Origin of the sequence: Georhizobium sp. MAB10, from assembly GCF_045012825.1 — a bacterium.
In the GTDB taxonomy this organism is placed as follows: domain Bacteria; phylum Pseudomonadota; class Alphaproteobacteria; order Rhizobiales; family Rhizobiaceae; genus Georhizobium; species Georhizobium profundi.
Window position 1 is genome coordinate 1768984 of sequence record NZ_CP118314.1, and the last position, 17568, is coordinate 1786551.

A 17568-nucleotide genomic window follows, 5' to 3' on the forward strand; every position below is an offset into this window, starting at 1 on the left:
AGCGCGTAAGCGGTCCGACTTCGGCGGCAAACGTCGTCGGAGCAACGGTTTGCCGGCTCTTCGTAACCGTTCCTTAAGCATGTTTTCGCATCATCGCGAATGCCGGAATCCGTGCTGTTGCGTCGCCACTTCAAGGAGCGTTCCCATTGACGCCCAAAATGTCCCATGTTATCCCAAATGCACAGTTTTGAAGGGCGCGTCGCTGCCCGATCATTGTTCATATTCCGTACGGATGCGTTGGGGCGGCCGGGGCTTGCGAGTGTCTCGGGTGGTGTCGTTTGCGTGTGTCATCGTCGGCGTTTCGGGGGACTTATGGCATGGGCCGTGCAGCAGGACATGAACGCGGCAAGCGATGAACCGGTTCTTGTCCAGCCAGACCAAGAAGATCGACGCGAAGGGGCGGGTGTCCGTGCCGGCGATTTTCCGCACGGTCATGGCGCGGCAGTCGATCGAGGATCTCTACGGCTTTCAGGATTTTCTCTATCCGGCGTTCTGCTTCGGCGGGCCGGATATTCTCGACCGCTACGAGCGGCAGATCTCGACGCTCGATCCTTTCTCTCCGCGGGCACAGCAATTGTCGCTGCTCATTCACGGCGGCGGTTCGTTCTTTCGACTGGATGGGGAAGGGCGACTGATGATCACGGACCTTATTCGCGACTATGCCAATCTTTCAGACGAGGTCACCTTCGTCGGGCGGTCGGATCATTTCCAGCTGTGGGAGCCGTCGGCTTTCCAGCGCATGCAGGATGCGGCGCGGGCGCAGATCGCATCGGCGGGAGCTACGGGGTGATGGCGGGCACAGGCGATTTCGCCGGCCACGGCCGGCCGGACGCTGATGGCGGACCGGCCCGTCACACCCCGGTTCTTCTTCAGGAAGTGCTCGATGCGCTGCAACCCGGAGCCGGGAAGGTGATCCTGGATGGCACGTTCGGGGCAGGCGGCTACACCACGGCGTTGCTCGAGCGCGGCGCCGATGTCATCGCGCTCGATCGTGATCCTGGTGCGGTTGCGGGTGGCCAGCCGCTGGTCGATGCCTGGAAAGGCAAGCTGTCACTTCACCAGTCCCGGTTCTCGCTTCTCGACCAATTCGCGCCAAAGGGTGGCCTGGACGGCGTCGTTCTCGATATCGGCGTGTCTTCCATGCAGATCGACGAGGCCGATCGCGGCTTCTCCTTCCAGAAGGATGGTCCACTCGACATGCGCATGGAGCGCGCGGGCGTTTCAGCGGCTGATGTCGTCAACCGCCTGAAGGCCGGCGATCTCGCGCGTATCTTCGGGTTCCTCGGGGAAGAGCGCCAAGCCGGGCGCATTGCCCGCGCCATCGAAAAACGGCGCGTCGAAGAACCGTTCAGCACCACGCGCGATCTCGCCCGACTGATCGAAACCGTTACGCCGCGCAAGGCCAAGGACAAAATCCACCCAGCAACCCGCGTGTTCCAGGCGCTGCGCATCTACGTCAACGACGAGCTTGGCGAACTCGTCGCGGCGCTCATCGCTGCGGAACGCGCGCTGAAACCCGGTGGGCGGCTCGCGGTCGTGACGTTTCACTCGCTGGAAGACCGGATCGTGAAGCGATTCTTTGCCGAACGCAGCGGCAAGGCCGGCGGCTCGCGCCATCTGCCGCAGGTCGAACTGATTGCGGCAACCTTCGTGCCCGTGGGCAAAGGGTTGGTCACGCCGGGTGACGAGGAACTGTCGGATAACCCCCGCGCGCGCTCGGCGAAATTGAGAAGCGGTCAACGGACCGAGGCGCAAGCGCAGCGCGCGGACATGTCCGTGTTTGGCCTGCCGGACCTTGCCGAACTTAATGCGATTGGTGGATGAGACGATGCTGAAGCCCTTCAACTTTTTCCTGGTGGTGGCGATGATCGGGGCGGCGACCGTTACCTATCAGATCAAGCATCGTGCCGAGGAGAAGCTAGGTGAAGTCCGTGCACTGCAGGCGCAGATCCAGCTCGAGCGGCAGACGATCGATCTGCTCGAAGCCGATTGGAGCCTGCTGAACCAGCCGGTCCGGCTCGAGCAGCTCGTCGCGCGGTTCCAGGAAGACCTGCAGCTTGGCAACATCGATCCGCCGCAGATTGCGCAGCCGAACGAGCTGCCGCAGAAACTGCTGCAGATCGAAGAACTCATCGCGCAGGATTTCGACGATTTCGCAGATCCCACGATCACAGGCTCGGTGGTGCGCTGATGAAGAAGCCCGACATCTTCAACCGCATGCTGGAAAAGCGCCGTCAGGCGGCATTGACGGCGCGCAAGGGCAGCGGCCGCGAGGCGAAGTCGCGCGTCATGATCGCGATGTTCTGCTTCTGCGCCTTCTATGTCGTCATCGGCGGCCGGCTTGTGCAATATGGCATGGCTGACGATCAGGCGACCGCGAGCATTCCGCGGGCGGACATGCTGCTTGCATCGCGCCCGGACCTTGTCGATCGCAATGGCGAAATCCTTGCAACCGACATCCGCACCGTCTCGCTCTATGCCGAACCGCGCCGCATCGTCGATGCCGACGAGGCGATCGAACGACTGCAGACCGTGCTGCCGGATCTCGATATCCGCACGACGCATCGCAAGCTGTCGTCGGATTCGGGCTTTCAGTGGCTGCGTCGTCAGCTTACGCCGAAGCAGCAGGCCGATATCATGGCGCTCGGCATTCCGGGCATTGGCTTCCGTCCCGAGAAGCGCCGCTTTTATCCAGGTGGAACGACAGCCTCGCATATCGTCGGCCACGTCAATGTCGACAATCGCGGCATTGCCGGTATGGAAAAGTATCTCGACAGCCAGGGGCTTGCCGATCTCTTCGACCTCGGCATGACGGTCGACGAGGAGATGGAGCCGGTCGCGCTGTCGGTCGATCTGCGCGTTCAGCACATCGTGCGCGACGAGTTGGCTGCTGCGATGGAACGGTACGATGCAATTGCGGCCGGCGCCGTGGTGCTCGATATTCATACCGGCGAAGTCATCGCCATGTCGTCGCTGCCCGACTACAATCCGAACATCCCGTCTCAGGCTCTCGAGAAGGATCGTATGAACCGCATGTCGGCGGGCACATACGAAATGGGCTCGACCTTCAAGACCTTCACCACGGCGATGGCGCTCGATAGCGGCCGGGTGCGGATGGGCGACAGCTTCGATGCGTCGCGTCCGATCCGTATCGGCGGCCACACCATCAGCGACTTCCACGGCAAGCACCGCGTGCTGAGTGTGCCTGAAATCTTCATCTACTCGTCGAACATCGGCACTGCGAAGATGGCAGAAGCGGTTGGTGTGGCTGGCCACCGGGAGTTTTTGACCCGTCTCGGCCTGTTGACCCGTATGCAGACCGAACTGCCGGAAGTGGCGATGCCGCTCCAGCCGCGCGACTGGAAGCAGATTCACTCGATCACGATTTCCTTCGGACATGGCGTTACGACGACGCCGTTGCAGACGGCGGTCGCGGCCGCGGCATTGATGAACGGCGGCGAGCTCATTCCTCCGACGTTCCTTCCGCGCACGGAAGAACAGGCGGCGGCCCACGCCGTGCAGGTTGTCAGTCCGCAGACCAGCGCCGACATGCGCGAACTCTTCCGCCTGAATTCGCTCGAAGGCTCAGGCCGGCGCGCCGACGTTGAAGGCTTCCGGGTGGGTGGCAAGACAGGCACGGCGGAAAAGGTGGTCAACGGCCGCTATTCCAGCGACGTGCGTTTCAACGCCTATCTCGCCGCGTTCCCGATGGATGCGCCGCAATATGTGGTCCTGGTCGTCATCGACGAACCGAAGCCTGAGGAAGGCCAGCACGCGGCAACCGCCGGCTTGAATGCCGCGCCGACCGTGTCGGCAATCATTCGCCGCTCGGCGTCGTTGCTCGGCGTGCAGCCCAAATACGGACGGGATGGCTCTGCCATGCTGGTGTCTTATTGAGCGCCAATGAACGGCGCCCTGACGCGTACATGATCTGACGGCTTCAAGCGGTCAGATCTTTCAAGACTTACGCCCCGTCGCGCGGATCGCGGCGCGCATCGAGCGGGGCGGCAACCAGTGGACGTGGGCTATGAGACTTCACGAACTCGTCGGCATCGACGCGCAAGCGCGTATCGAGACGCCGGAGGGGATGGACGGGAATCCGGAGGTTGCGGGCATCGCTTCAGATAGCCGCAAGGTTCAGCCCGGCTATCTCTTTGCGGCGCTTGCCGGCTCCAAGGCCGATGGCGCGCTCTATGTCGCGGATGCGCTGGCGCGGGGCGCTGTTGCCATCGTCGCCGCTGACGATGCAGCCCTGACCGTAACGGCACCGACAATCCGCGTGAAGGAACCACGTGCGTTTCTGGCAAGGACTGCGGCACGCTTCGCAGGCGCTCAGCCGAAGACGATGGTTGCCGTCACAGGGACGGCAGGCAAGACGTCCGTTGCATCCTTCACGCGCCAGATCTGGGCGAGCGTTGGATTGCCGGCCGCGATGATCGGAACGACAGGTATCGTGTCGCCATCCCGCAATGATTATGGCTCACTCACCACGCCGGATCCGGTCGAGTTGCATCGCCTTTTGGCGGAGCTTGCCGCCGAAGGTGTGACGCATGCATCGATGGAGGCTTCGAGCCACGGACTCGACCAGCACCGGCTGGACGGCGTGACGCTGCAGGCCGGCGGCTTCACCAATCTCGGCCGCGACCATCTCGATTATCATGCCGACATCACGGACTATCTGAACGCCAAGCTGCGCCTGTTCACGGCTCTCTTGCCGAAGGGCGCGCCCGCGATCATCTTCTCCGACGACGCCTATTCCGATCCGGTCATTTCTGCCGCGCGCGATGCCGGGCTCGATGTGCGCACCGTTGGCCGGGGCGGCAATTTCCTTGCTCTGAAGCGTGTCGAGCATCAGCGCCAGCGGCAGCTCGCCGAAGTCCACCATGCCGGCAAGATCTACGAGATCGACCTGCCGCTCGCCGGCGATTTTCAATTGTCGAACGCGTTGGTTGCGGCCGGTCTTGCAATCTCGACAGGCGTTGCGCCAGAGCAGGCGATGGCGGCATTGGAGCGACTTGAAGGCGCTTCGGGGCGACTGGAGCTTGTCGGCACCACACAGGAAGGCGCGCCCGCTTATGTGGACTATGCTCACAAGCCGGAAGCCTTGGAAAATGTCTTGAAAGCAGTGCGGCCGTTCACAACGGGCCGCATCGTCGTCGTTTTCGGCTGTGGCGGGGACCGAGACCGCGGCAAGCGCCCGATCATGGGCGAAATCGCAACCCGGCTTGCCGATGTGGTGATCGTCACGGACGACAATCCGCGCTCGGAAGTGCCTGCCGAAATCCGTGCCGAGATCCTGGCTGCTGCTCCTGGCGCAACCGAGATCGGCGACCGGGCAGAGGCGATCCGCGCAGCTGTCGGCCTCCTCAGGAAGGGCGACACGCTCATCGTCGCCGGCAAAGGCCACGAGAACGGCCAGACGATCGGCGACAAGACACTGCCATTCTCCGATCACGAACAGGTAAGGGCTGCACTCGCAGCGCATGCGCAATGACACCGCTCTGGACGCTCAAAACTTTCATCGAAGCAACGAATGGACGCCCTGTCGGCGACATGCCGAGCGGCATCACCGGCATTTCCATCGATAGCCGGACGGCAGGCTCGGGCGACGCGTTCTTCGCGATCAAGGGCGACCGGTTCGACGGGCACGACTTCGTCAGCGCAGCTGTTGCCAATGGTGCCGCCGTGCTGGTCGTCGGCGAGGACAAGCTGCCGGCCTTGGGGCACATTCAGGCGCCGATGGTGGTGGTGGACGACGTGCTCGATGCGCTTCGTCGCCTCGGCGAGGCTGCAAGGGCGCGCAGCAAGGCGAAGATCATCGCCGTCACCGGTTCCGTCGGGAAGACGACGACCAAGGGCATGCTGAAGCATTGCCTCTCGGCCGTGGGATCGACCCATGCGGCCGTTGCATCCTTCAACAATCACTGGGGCGTGCCACTGACGCTTGCGCGCATGCCGGCCGACTGCCGCTTCGGCGTGTTCGAGATCGGCATGAACCATCCGGGCGAGATCACGCCACTCGTCAAGATGGTCCGCCCGCATGTGGCGATCATCACGACGATTGCCGCCGCCCATCTCGGTAACTTCAAGAGCCTCGACGAGATTGCCGCTGCCAAGGCGGAAATCTTCCTCGGCGTCGATCCGGATGGCCATGCCATTCTCAACCGCGACAACGAGAAGTTCGGGGTTTTGCAGGACGCGGCCGACGCAGCCGGTATCGCGCATATTCACAGCTTCGGCGAAAGCCGGAAGGCAGACTTCCGGCTTGAACGGGTCCAGCTTCATGCGACCTGCTCCTGCCTGACAGCGCGGATCGGCGACGAGGATGTCGCCGTGAAAATCGGCACCCCCGGTCGGCACGTCGTCGAAAATGCTCTGGCCGTGCTCGGCGCTGCCTATCTCGTCGGTGCCGATCTGGCGAAGGTTGCGGGCGCATTGGCCGACTTCCGGGCAGAGAAGGGGCGTGGCGCACAGTACCGGCTGAAGAACGGGTCGGGCAACTTCACGCTGATCGACGAGAGCTACAACGCCAATCCCGCTTCCATGCGGGCGGCGATCGCGCTGCTCGCCCACGCGACGCTCGGTCCGAACGGGCGGCGGATCGCCGTACTCGGTGATATGCTGGAGCTTGGCCGCTTTTCTCCCAAGCTCCACGAGGAACTCGTCGAGCCGCTGAAGAAGGCGAAGATCGATCGGGTCTATCTTGCCGGGGCGGAAATGAAGGCGCTGGAACAGGCGCTGCCGCCTGAAATCGCATGCGAGTATCGCGAGACTACCGCGTCACTCGTGCCTCTCGTGACCAAGGCCGTCCATGCGGGCGATGCCATCATGGTCAAATCATCACTCGGGATCGGCTTCGGCGCGGTCGTTTCCGCCTTGCTTGACAAGTTTCCGGCCGTGCCGGAAGCCGATTCAGGCGATTGAAGAGGCAAAGGACGACACACCCATGCTGATGTGGCTTGTAGGACTGGCGGATGAACTGCAAGTCTTCAATCTTTTCCGCTACATAACGTTCAGAACGGGTGGATCGCTCTTCACCTCGGCCCTGATCGTCTTCCTGTTCGGACCCCGAATCATCGCCTCGCTGCGCATCCGCCAGGGTCGCGGCCAGCCGATCCGTGCCGATGGGCCCCAGACCCACTTCAAGAAAGCCGGCACGCCCACCATGGGCGGGTTGATGATCTTGTCGGGCATCATTGGTGCGTCGCTGCTTTGGGCAGACCTGTCGTCGATCTACGTGCTCGTCACATTGATCGTGACGATCGGCTTTGGCGCGATCGGCTTTTACGACGACTATCTCAAGGTGACCAAGCAGTCGCATATGGGGTTTTCGGGCAAGGCGCGTCTCGGCATCGAGTTTGTCATCGCCGGCATTGCGGTCTACTTCATCATGCGCACGACGCTCGCATCGACCGCCGCCGATAGCCTGACCTTCGGGTCTTCGCTGGCCTTTCCGTTCTTCAAGGATTTCTTCCTCGATCTCGGACTCTTCTTCGTCGTCTTCGGTGCGTTCGTGATCGTGGGCGCCGGCAACGCGGTGAACCTGACCGATGGTCTCGACGGTCTTGCCATAGGCCCGGTGATGATCGCTGCAGGCGCCTTTGGCGTGATCGCGTATCTCACCGGCAACGCGCTTTTTTCGGACTATCTGCAGATCAATTTCGTGCCCGGCACTGGCGAGCTTGCCGTCGTGCTTGGCGCCGTCATTGGGGCAGGGCTCGGCTTTCTCTGGTTCAACGCGCCGCCCGCCGCCATTTTCATGGGCGACACGGGATCGCTCGCGCTTGGCGGATTGATCGGCACCGTTGCCGTCGCCACCAAACACGAGATCGTCATGGCGATCATCGGTGGCCTTTTCGTCATGGAGGCCCTGTCGGTCATGATCCAGGTGGGCGTCTTCAAGCTTACCGGCAAGCGCGTCTTCCTCATGGCGCCGATCCACCATCACTTCGAGAAGAAGGGCTGGACGGAAAGCCAGGTCGTCGTCCGGTTCTGGATCATCGCCATCATTCTGGCCCTCGTCGGCCTTGCAACGCTGAAGCTGCGCTGAGCCATGATCGCGGCCACCACATTCAACGGTCAAAAGGTCGCGCTGTTCGGTCTCGGCGGTTCGGGCATCGTCACCGCCCGCGCCCTCGTTGCCGGCGGCGCGATCCTCGTTGCGTGGGACGACAATCCGGAATCGGTGCAGCGGGCACGCGATGAGGGCATCGTCACGCATGATCTGCGCGAGATCGATTGGTCCGAAATCGCTTCCTTCGTGCTCTCGCCCGGCGTTCCGCTCACCCATCCGAAGCCGCACTGGAGCGTCGACCTCGCCCGCCAGGCAGGGGTGGAGATCATCGGCGATATTGAAATCTTCTGCCGCGAACGCCGCGCAGGCCAATCGAATGCGCCGTTCGTTGCCATCACCGGTACCAACGGCAAATCCACCACGACGGCCCTGATCGCGCATATTCTCGCTTCAAGCGGCCGCGACACGCAACTTGGCGGAAATATCGGCACGGCCGTGCTGTCGCTCGATCCGCCAGCGCCGGAGCGCTTTTACGTCGTCGAATGCTCTTCCTATCAGATCGATCTGGCACCGAGCCTCGATCCAACCGCTGGTATCCTTCTCAACCTGTCACCGGATCATCTCGATCGACATGGCGGCATGGAAAACTACGCGGCGATCAAGGAACGGCTCGTGGCCGGTTCCAACGTTGCAATTGTCGGTGTCGACGACGATTTCTCGACGGCCATCGCAGAGCGGATCGGGACGTCCAAGGCAAAGCTGGTGCGGATCTCGAAGGAGCGTGTGCTCGCCGATGGCCTGTTTGCGCAATCGAGCCGCATCGTGCAGGCGGGCAGCGCCGGGGAACGCACGGTCGTCGATCTCGCCGGTCACCCGACGTTGAAGGGCGCTCACAATGCCCAGAACACGGCGGCTGCCATTGCCGCTTGCCTCGCCGTCGGCCTGACCGAGGCAGAGATCGAAGCCGGCATCCGCACTTTCCCGGGCCTGAAGCACCGCATGCAGCCGGTCGGCCGTCGCGGCGCGGTCGTCTTCGTCAACGACTCCAAGGCGACCAATGCGGATGCGGCGGCGCCGGCGCTGTCGAGCTTCACCGATATCCATTGGATCCTCGGTGGCCTGCCGAAAGCGGGCGGCATCACGTCGCTGCAGCCGTTCTTCGGCCGGATATCCAAAGCCTATCTGATCGGTGAGGCCGCGCCCGATTTCGCCGCCACCCTGGGTGAGGCCGTGCCTTACGAAATCTCGGGCACACTCGACCTCGCCGTCGTTCATGCCGCGCGCGACGCTGGTGAGAGCGCCGCCGGCGCGCCGGTCGTGCTGCTCAGCCCGGCCTGCGCAAGTTTCGATCAGTACAGGAATTTCGAGGTGCGCGGCGATGCGTTCGTCGCGGCCGTAGCTGGTCTCGACGGTGTCGAGATGCTGGTGCCTTTCGCCAAGGAGAGCGACTGAGATGGTAAGCCGAGCGGAACGGGGACTTGTTGCCGACTGGTTCTGGACGATCGACCGCGTGTTCCTGATCGCGTTCGTTCTCCTGATGGCGCTCGGATTCATGCTGTCTTTCGCCGCCAGCCCGGCCGTTGCCGAGCGCATCGGGCTCGACAGCTTCTATTTCGTGAAGCGCCATGCGGTATTTTTGCTGCCCACGCTGGTCGTGATGATCGGCGTATCGTTTTTAACGCCGAGGCAGGTTCGACGGGCGGCACTCTTCATCTTCGGCCTATCGACGCTGCTGATGGTGCTCGCACTCTTTATCGGCGTGGAAGTGAAGGGCTCGCGGCGCTGGATCGCCCTTGCGGGTATCTCCATCCAGCCGTCGGAGTTCATGAAGCCGGCCTTCGTCATTCTGTGTGCGTGGCTCTTTTCCGAGCATAGCCGTCAGCCAGAAATCCCCGGCAACCTCTTCGCGATCATCCTCTTCGTCATCATCTCGGCCCTGCTGCTCGCCCAGCCCGACCTTGGACAGACCGTTCTGGTGGCGGCGATCTGGGGCGGCATGTTCTTCATGGCCGGCATGCCCTGGTTCTGGATCATTCTGTTCGGCGTCGTCGGCGTCGGCGGCATTCTGGGCGCTTACACGGCATTCCCGCACGTGCAGGGCCGTATCGATCGCTTCCTGACCGGCGAGGGCGACACCTATCAGGTCGACACCGCCCGCGAAGCCATCATTCGCGGCGACTGGTTCGGCCGTGGTCCGGGCGAAGGCACGATCAAGCGAATCCTGCCCGACAGCCATACGGACTTCATCTTCGCGGTGGCGGCGGAAGAGTTCGGCATCATCTTCTGCATGGCACTCGTCGTCATCTTCGCCTTCATCGTGCTGCGCGGTCTCACCCATGCCAGCCGCGAGCGTGACGATTTCACCCGGCTCGCCATCTCCGGCCTCGTGCTTCTGATCGGGCTGCAGTCGCTGATCAACATCTCGGTCAATCTCGAACTCGCGCCTGCCAAGGGCATGACCCTGCCGCTGATCTCCTATGGCGGCTCGTCGATGATCGCGGTGGCGATCTCCGTCGGCTTCCTTCTGGCGCTGACGCGGCGCAGGCCGGAAAAGCGCTCGTCGGAACGCAGCCTGTTCGGCGATTTCGGCTTCCGCGTGCCGGCCGAATAGCAAAGACCTGAAGGGATCGCTTCTTGAGCAAACTGTTTCTGCTTTCGGCCGGGGGAACCGGGGGCCATCTTTTTCCGGCCGAGGCGCTGGCTCATGAGCTGAGACGCCGCGGCCACCGGGTCGACCTCGTGACCGACACCCGCGCCGAGCGGTTCGCCGGACAGTTCCCGGCCGATGCGGTGCATGTGGTTCGCTCCGCAACGATCGGTTCGCGCAACCCGGTCGCCGTCGCGAAGTCGGTGATCACACTGGTCAAGGGCGTCGGCGAGGCCAAGCGCCTGATCAACCGGCTGAAACCCGCGGCCGTGATCGGCTTTGGCGGATACCCGACGCTGCCGCCGGTATACGCCGCGACGCGGCTCGGTGCACCGACCCTGATCCACGAACAAAACGCGGTGATGGGCCGGGCGAACCGGCTGCTCGCGCCGCGGGTCGATGCGATCGCAGGCGGCTTCCTGCCGGAAGAGGGGCCGCATTCGGCGCGAACCGTCACGACCGGCAATCCCGTCCGCCCCGCCGTGATCGACGCTTCGCAGGTGCCATACCGACCGTCTGCGCTTGATGAGCCCTTCAATCTCGTTATTTTCGGCGGCAGCCAGGGCGCCAGCTTCTTCGGTGAGGCGCTGCCGGCCGCCATCGAGAAGCTCGCGCCGGATCTGCGCGCTCGGCTGACCATCACACAACAGGCGCGGGCGGAGGATGCGGACAAGGTCGTCGCGGCTTACCGCGCGCTTGGTATCACCGCGGAAGTGTCGCCGTTCTTTTCCGACATGGCGGCGCGGATCGCTGCCGCGCATCTCGTCATCAGCCGCTCTGGCGCGTCGACGGTGTCGGAGCTCGCCGTCATCGGTCGACCGGCCATCCTCGTTCCGTATCCGCACGCACTCGACCATGACCAGGCCGCCAACGCGGCGGCCCTCATGGCGAAGGGCGGCGCCGAGGTCATCCAGCAATCGGCACTCGACCAGCCGCGGCTGACCGGCCTGATCGCAAATGCCATGAGCGAGCCTGCCAGGCTTGCGGCCACGGCTGCCAGCGCCAAGGCGACCGGCCGGCCGAATGCCGCCGCCTTGCTCGCCGATCTTGCAGAGGCTATTGCGGGCCGCATGAGCATCGGAAAATTCAAGGAAAACCGCGCATGAAGATGCCGCAGACCATCGGCCTCGTCCATTTCGTCGGCATCGGCGGCATTGGCATGAGCGGTATTGCCGAAGCGCTTCATACGCTCGGCTACAGCGTACAGGGCTCCGACCAGTCGGAAAGCGCCAATGTGGAGCGCCTGCGCAAGAAGGGTATCCCGGTCAGCGTCGGTCACGCGGCCGAAAATCTGGGCGATGCCGAGGTGCTGGTGGTGTCGACGGCGATCCGGAAGGACAATCCGGAACTGGTTGCGGCGCGCGAAAAGCTGCTGCCGATCGTTCGCCGCGCCGAAATGCTTGCCGAGCTGATGCGCTTCCGCAACGCAGTCGCGATCGGCGGCACGCATGGCAAGACCACGACGACCTCCATGGTCGCCGCCTTGCTCGACGCCGGCAATCTCGACCCGACCGTCATCAATGGCGGCATCATCAACGCCTATGGGACCAACGCCCGCATGGGGGCAGGCGACTGGATGGTGGTGGAAGCCGACGAGAGCGATGGCACGTTCCTGAAGCTGCCCGCCGACGTCGCTGTGGTTACGAATATCGATCCCGAACATCTCGATCATTACGGATCGTTCGAGGCGGTTCGCGCGGCCTTCGCGCAGTTTGTCGAGAACGTGCCGTTCTATGGCTTCGGCGTCATGTGCCTGGATCATCCGGAAGTGCAGTCGCTCGTCGGAAAGATCGAGGATCGCCGCGTCGTCACCTATGGCGAGAACCCTCAAGCCGACGTGCGCTTCCTCAACCACCGCATGGACGGCCCGGTCTCGGTGTTCGACGTTCTGATCCGCCGCCGCAAGACCGGCGAGACGATCGACATCCGCGACCTGCGTCTTCCGATGCCTGGCCGTCACAATGTGTCCAATGCCACGGCGGCGATCGCCGTCGCGATCGAACTCGGTGTGACGCCGGAGCAGATCAAGACCGGCCTTGGTTCCTTCGGCGGCGTGAAGCGGCGCTTCACCCATGTGGGCAGCTGGAAGGGCGTGGAGATTTTTGACGATTACGGGCATCACCCGGTCGAGATCAAGGCGGTGCTCAGAGCCGCAAGAGACGCCTGTGACGGTCGCATCGTCGCCATCGTCCAGCCGCACCGCTTTACGCGACTGGCGAGCCTGTTCGACGATTTCGCCGCATGTTTCAACGATGCCGACACGGTCATCCTCGCTCCGGTCTACACGGCAGGTGAGCAGCCGATCGAGGGCATCGATTCCGCCCATCTGGCACAGCGCATGAAGGCCGGCGGGCACCGCGACGTGCGCCTGATCGAGGCGCCGGGGGAACTGGCAGCCATCGTGGCTGCGACGGCCTCGAAAGGCGATTACGTGGTGTGCCTTGGCGCGGGCTCAATCACCTATTGGGCGGCTGCGCTCGGAGGTGAGCTCGCAGCATTGTCCGGAGACGCATGATGCAGCATCCCCAGCACGGTGCGCGGCTTCTGGACTCCCTTGGCTCGGTTTTCGACGGCCTTCGCGGCCGCGTGACCCCCGATGCGCCTATGGACAAGATCACCTGGTTTCGGGCGGGGGGTACGGCCGATCTTTTGTTTCAGCCGGCCGACCGGGATGATCTTGCCGCATTCCTGAAGGCGCTCCCCGAAGATGTGCCGCTGATGGTCGTCGGTATCGGCTCGAACCTTCTGGTGCGCGATGGCGGCATTCGCGGCGCCGTCGTGCGACTGTCTGCCAAGGGCTTCGGTGACATCGAACAGGTGGGCGAGACGCGGCTGAAGGCGGGTGCGGCCGCGCCCGACAAGCGTGTCGCGGCAGCGGCACTCGACGCCTCGATCGGTGGCCTGCATTTCTACCACGGCATCCCGGGCGGCATCGGCGGTGCGCTTCGGATGAATGCCGGCGCGAACGGCGTGGAGACGAAGGATCGTGTCGTCGAAGTGCACGCGCTCGATCGGCGGGGCAATGTCCATGTGCTGAGCAATGCCGACATGGGCTACAGCTACCGCCACAGCGGGGCGGCCGACGATCTGATCTTCACCCATGCGATCTTCGAGGGCTACGCGGCCGATCAGGCAGTGATCCGTTCGGAGATGGACGCGGTCCAGCATCACCGTGAGACGGTGCAGCCGATCCGCGAAAAGACCGGTGGCTCGACCTTCAAGAACCCGCCGGATTCGTCGGCCTGGAAGGAAATCGACCGGGCAGGTTGTCGTGGTCTGACGATCGGCGGCGCGCAGATGTCGCCGATGCACTGCAACTTCATGATCAATACGGGGCAGGCGAGCGGCTACGACCTGGAGTTTCTCGGCGAGACCGTTCGCGCACGCGTTGCGCAAGCGAGTGGCGTTCGCCTGCATTGGGAAATCCGCCGTCTCGGTGAGTTCGCTGATGGCCGGGTGGTACAGCCCTTTCTCGGCGCCGAGTAGGTCCTCGATTTTCCACGCTTGAACATTCGACCGACGCGCCTTTGAAATCACATGTGATTCCAAGGGAGTCCATGTGGGGTTGTCACGGAATCCCCGTTCTGATTCCTTGGGATCAAGCACATTCGTCACTGAGTCGCGGCATGACGTCGCCAAGGTTTGCTGGTCCGGGGCCGGCTGCCTTGTCGCGCGCGGTTTCGGTGCGTCCTGTGCTTTGAGGGATGATCAGAGGGGATCAGTATGTCGAAAGGCCACGTGGCCGTTCTTATGGGCGGGTTCTCCTCGGAGCGACCGGTCAGCCTGTCGTCGGGTGCCGCCTGTGCGGATGCGCTCGAAGGCGTCGGCTATCGCGTGACCCGCATCGATGTCGATCGCAATGTCGCAAGCGTTCTTCACGAGTTGAAGCCCGACGTCGTCTTCAATGCCCTGCACGGGCCGTTCGGCGAAGACGGAACGATCCAAGGCATCCTCGAATATCTGCAGATTCCCTATACCCATTCCGGCGTGCTCGCTTCCGCGCTCGCCATGGACAAGGATCAAGCCAAGAAGGTCGCCAAGGCCGGCGGCGTGCCGGTTGCCGAATCCCGCGTGATGGATCGCCACGACATTGGCTCGAACCATCCGATGAAGCCGCCCTATGTGGTGAAGCCGGTCAATGAAGGGTCGAGCTTCGGGGTCGTCATCGTGCGCGAGGGGCAGACCCATCCTCCGCAGGTCATCGGTTCGTCGGAGTGGAAATATGGCGACCGAATCATGGTGGAGCGATTCATCGAAGGCCGTGAATTGACCTGCGCCGTGATGGGCGATGTGGCGCTTGGGGTGATCGAAATCATCCCGCAGGGCCACACCTTCTATGATTTTGATTCCAAATACGTACCCGGCGGATCAAAACACGAATACCCCGCAAAAATTTCACCAAATATTTACCAAAAAATACAGACATTGGCGCTCAAGGCACACAGGGCAATCGGGTGTCGCGGCGTCAGTCGATCAGACTTCCGTTACGACGACCGATTTTCCGAAGAGGGCGAGGTCATCTGGCTGGAGGTCAACACTCAGCCTGGCATGACACCAACCTCGCTGGTGCCCGAACTCGCCCAGCATGCAGGGCATGACTTCGGCGAATTCTTGGCTTGGATGGTGGAGGACGCATCTTGTTTGCGTTGATCGGTAAACGTGCGTGGAGGAGTTCGGCGGCGGTTGCGGCTGCGTCGGCCCGTGTCGTTCCGGTACTGCCGCGCCCCTTTCGCCGGGTAGTGCGCTATCTCGAATCGCCTGCGCTTGAAGAACTTGCGATCCCCCGTCACCTGGGATCGGTTCTCGCGCTGGTGTTCCTCGGTTCCACGCTCGTCTATGGCACCGTCGTCGGCGGGCACGGCCCCGCAGTCGTCAATGACGGCACGGCCGCGCTCGGCTTTGCGATCGATAACGTCACCGTCGAGGGCAATGTCCAGACGTCCGAAATCGATATTCTGACGACGCTCGGCCTTGATGGCGCGACGTCCGTCATGGCGATGAATGCGGCTGATGCGCGGAATGCTCTGCTTGAGCTTCCCTGGGTCCGCGACGCCCAGGTTCGCAAGGTCTATCCGGACGGCGTGACGGTCGAAGTCAAGGAACGGCAGGCCTTCGGGATCTGGCAGAACGGCAAGGACCTGTTCCTGATCGAGCGGAACGGCAACATCATCACCCCGATGAACGATGCCCGCTTCAACATGCTGCCGCTGTTCGTCGGGCTCGGCGCCGATTCAGGTGCTGCCGGCTTCGACAAGATGCTTTCCGAGCATCCCGATCTGCAGCGGCGCATGCGCGCCGCCGTCCGCGTCGCGGAGCGCCGCTGGGACCTCTATTTCCGCAACGGCATCGTGGCTCGGCTGCCCGAGCGCGGCACCAAGGAAGCTCTGGCGACGCTTGCCGAACTCGACCGTACCGAAGAAATCCTGTCGCGCGACATCGCTGCGGTGGATCTGAGGCTTTCCGACCGCATCGCCATCCGCCTGACGCCGGATGCGCTCGAGCGCCGGCAGGCAGCGTGGGAAGAGCGCAGCAAGGCATTGAAGGCGATGGAGCGGCGTACATGAGCATCTTCGGGTCCAGCTCCTTCGGCGTCCCGCGCATGCGTCCGCTCTCGGCCAAGCGCACGACCACGGTCTCGGTGCTCGACATCGGATCATCCAAGGTCGTGTGCATGATCGGCCGGCTGACGCCACGCACGGAAAGCCAGCTTCTGCCAGGCCGTACGCACCGGATCGAAATTGTCGGCATCGGCCATCAGAAGTCCCGCGGCATGAAGGCCGGCGTCATCGCCGATCTCGACGCGGTCGAAGGCGCAGTGCGGCTGGCGGTCGACGCGGCCGAGCGCATGGCCGGGCTGACGGTCGAATCGCTGATCGTTAACGTTTCGGCGGGCCGACTGAAGAGCGACACCTACTCGGGCTCGATCGATCTCGGCGGGCACGAAGTCAATTCCGCCGATCTGCGGAAGGTGCTCTCGGCAGCGGCGCAGAAGTCGGCGCTTGCCGATCGCGGCGTCATCCATTCGCTCCCGACCCTCTTCACGCTCGATGGCGAGCGCGGCATCGAAGATCCGACGGGCATGTTCGGCGATCGTCTGTCGGTCGACATGCACATTCTGTCGGCCGAACGCGCGCCGCTGCGCAATCTGGAGCTCTGCATCAACCGGGCTCATCTCTCCGTCGAAGCCATGGTCGCGACGCCCTATGCGAGCGGGCTTGCCGCGCTGGTCGACGACGAGGCCGAGATGGGCTGCGTCACGATCGATCTTGGCGGCGGCACGACCACCATTTCACTTTTTTCCGAAGGCCGGCTCGTGCATGTCGATGCGATCGCGCTCGGTGGCCATCACGTGACGATGGACCTTGCGCGCGGCCTTTCCACGCGGGTCGAAGATGCAGAACGTCTGAAGGTCGTGCACGGCTCGGCCGTCACAACCTCCACCGACGACCGTGACGTGGTGAGCATTCCTCCGATCGGCGACGACGAACGCGACATGCCCACGCAGGTTCCGCGTGCTCTAGTCGTCAAGATCGTCCGCGCACGGGTAGAGGAAACCTTGGAAATGATTCGCGATCGCCTGCAGAAATCCGGCCACAGCGGCGCGGTCGGCAAGCGCATCGTCCTGACAGGCGGCGCAAGCCAACTGACGGGAATGGCGGACGTCGCCAGGCGTATCCTCGCCCGCAACGTGCGTATCGGCCGTCCCATGGGTGTCGCGGGTCTTCCTGCAGCAGCCAAGGGCCCGGCCTTCTCCACCGCGGTGGGGCTGATGATCTATCCGCAGGTTGCAGGTCTCGAAGACCATGCTTCCGGCAGGGCCGGCTTTGTCGGCGAAGGAACAGGTACGATCGCCCGTATGGGGCGGTGGCTTAAAGAGAGTTTTTAATCAGGGCTTTGGCCAAAGCGG

At 63.2% G+C, this 17568-nt stretch carries 15 protein-coding genes; all 15 read left to right on the top strand.

Annotated features, from left to right (window positions below; all coding sequences use genetic code 11):
- Positions 1-352 precede the first annotated feature (352 nt).
- Complete coding sequence (gene mraZ, locus PU133_RS08160) at positions 353-790, top strand: division/cell wall cluster transcriptional repressor MraZ (protein ID WP_404864227.1); 438 nt, start codon at positions 353-355, stop codon at positions 788-790.
- Positions 790-1824, top strand: coding sequence for a 16S rRNA (cytosine(1402)-N(4))-methyltransferase RsmH (rsmH, locus tag PU133_RS08165; protein WP_404864228.1), 1035 nt, complete (start codon positions 790-792; stop codon positions 1822-1824). The genes mraZ and rsmH overlap by 1 nt, the downstream gene beginning before the upstream one ends.
- 4 nt (positions 1825-1828) lie before the next feature.
- Positions 1829-2191 (top strand): hypothetical protein, encoded by a 363-nt coding sequence (locus tag PU133_RS08170; protein WP_126009426.1) that lies wholly within the window; start codon positions 1829-1831, stop codon positions 2189-2191.
- A gap of 26 nt (positions 2192-2217) precedes the next feature.
- The gene (locus PU133_RS08175; protein WP_404864481.1) at positions 2218-3897 is read left to right on the top strand and encodes a peptidoglycan D,D-transpeptidase FtsI family protein; all 1680 of its coding nucleotides are present in this window, start codon (positions 2218-2220) and stop codon (positions 3895-3897) included.
- Between the two features lie 190 nt (positions 3898-4087).
- Positions 4088-5494 (top strand): UDP-N-acetylmuramoyl-L-alanyl-D-glutamate--2,6-diaminopimelate ligase, encoded by a 1407-nt coding sequence (locus tag PU133_RS08180; protein WP_404864482.1) that lies wholly within the window; start codon positions 4088-4090, stop codon positions 5492-5494.
- Positions 5491-6924, top strand: coding sequence for a UDP-N-acetylmuramoylalanyl-D-glutamyl-2,6-diaminopimelate--D-alanyl-D-alanine ligase (locus PU133_RS08185; protein ID WP_404864229.1), 1434 nt, complete (start codon positions 5491-5493; stop codon positions 6922-6924). Before PU133_RS08180 ends, PU133_RS08185 begins: the two co-directional genes overlap by 4 nt.
- A gap of 22 nt (positions 6925-6946) precedes the next feature.
- The gene (mraY, locus tag PU133_RS08190; RefSeq protein ID WP_404864230.1) at positions 6947-8050 is read left to right on the top strand and encodes a phospho-N-acetylmuramoyl-pentapeptide-transferase; all 1104 of its coding nucleotides are present in this window, start codon (positions 6947-6949) and stop codon (positions 8048-8050) included.
- 3 nt (positions 8051-8053) lie between these two features.
- Positions 8054-9466, top strand: a complete 1413-nt coding sequence (gene murD / locus PU133_RS08195; protein WP_404864231.1) for a UDP-N-acetylmuramoyl-L-alanine--D-glutamate ligase — start codon at positions 8054-8056, stop codon at positions 9464-9466.
- Between the two features lies 1 nt (position 9467).
- The gene (ftsW, locus tag PU133_RS08200) at positions 9468-10625 is read left to right on the top strand and encodes a putative lipid II flippase FtsW (protein ID WP_404864232.1); all 1158 of its coding nucleotides are present in this window, start codon (positions 9468-9470) and stop codon (positions 10623-10625) included.
- Positions 10626-10648: 23 nt separating this feature from the next.
- Complete coding sequence (murG, locus tag PU133_RS08205) at positions 10649-11767, top strand: undecaprenyldiphospho-muramoylpentapeptide beta-N-acetylglucosaminyltransferase (protein ID WP_404864233.1); 1119 nt, start codon at positions 10649-10651, stop codon at positions 11765-11767.
- On the top strand, positions 11764-13176 hold the full coding sequence (murC, locus tag PU133_RS08210; protein WP_404864234.1) for a UDP-N-acetylmuramate--L-alanine ligase: 1413 nt from the start codon (positions 11764-11766) through the stop codon (positions 13174-13176). Before murG ends, murC begins: the two co-directional genes overlap by 4 nt.
- On the top strand, positions 13173-14147 hold the full coding sequence (gene murB, locus PU133_RS08215) for a UDP-N-acetylmuramate dehydrogenase (protein WP_404864235.1): 975 nt from the start codon (positions 13173-13175) through the stop codon (positions 14145-14147). Before murC ends, murB begins: the two co-directional genes overlap by 4 nt.
- 237 nt (positions 14148-14384) lie before the next feature.
- Complete coding sequence (locus tag PU133_RS08220) at positions 14385-15311, top strand: D-alanine--D-alanine ligase (RefSeq protein WP_126009444.1); 927 nt, start codon at positions 14385-14387, stop codon at positions 15309-15311.
- A complete protein-coding gene (locus PU133_RS08225; RefSeq protein WP_164527823.1) occupies positions 15299-16225 on the top strand; it encodes a cell division protein FtsQ/DivIB in 927 nt (308 codons plus the stop codon). Before PU133_RS08220 ends, PU133_RS08225 begins: the two co-directional genes overlap by 13 nt.
- Positions 16222-17547, top strand: coding sequence for a cell division protein FtsA (ftsA, locus tag PU133_RS08230; RefSeq protein ID WP_126009448.1), 1326 nt, complete (start codon positions 16222-16224; stop codon positions 17545-17547). The genes PU133_RS08225 and ftsA overlap by 4 nt, the downstream gene beginning before the upstream one ends.
- Positions 17548-17568 lie beyond the last annotated feature (21 nt).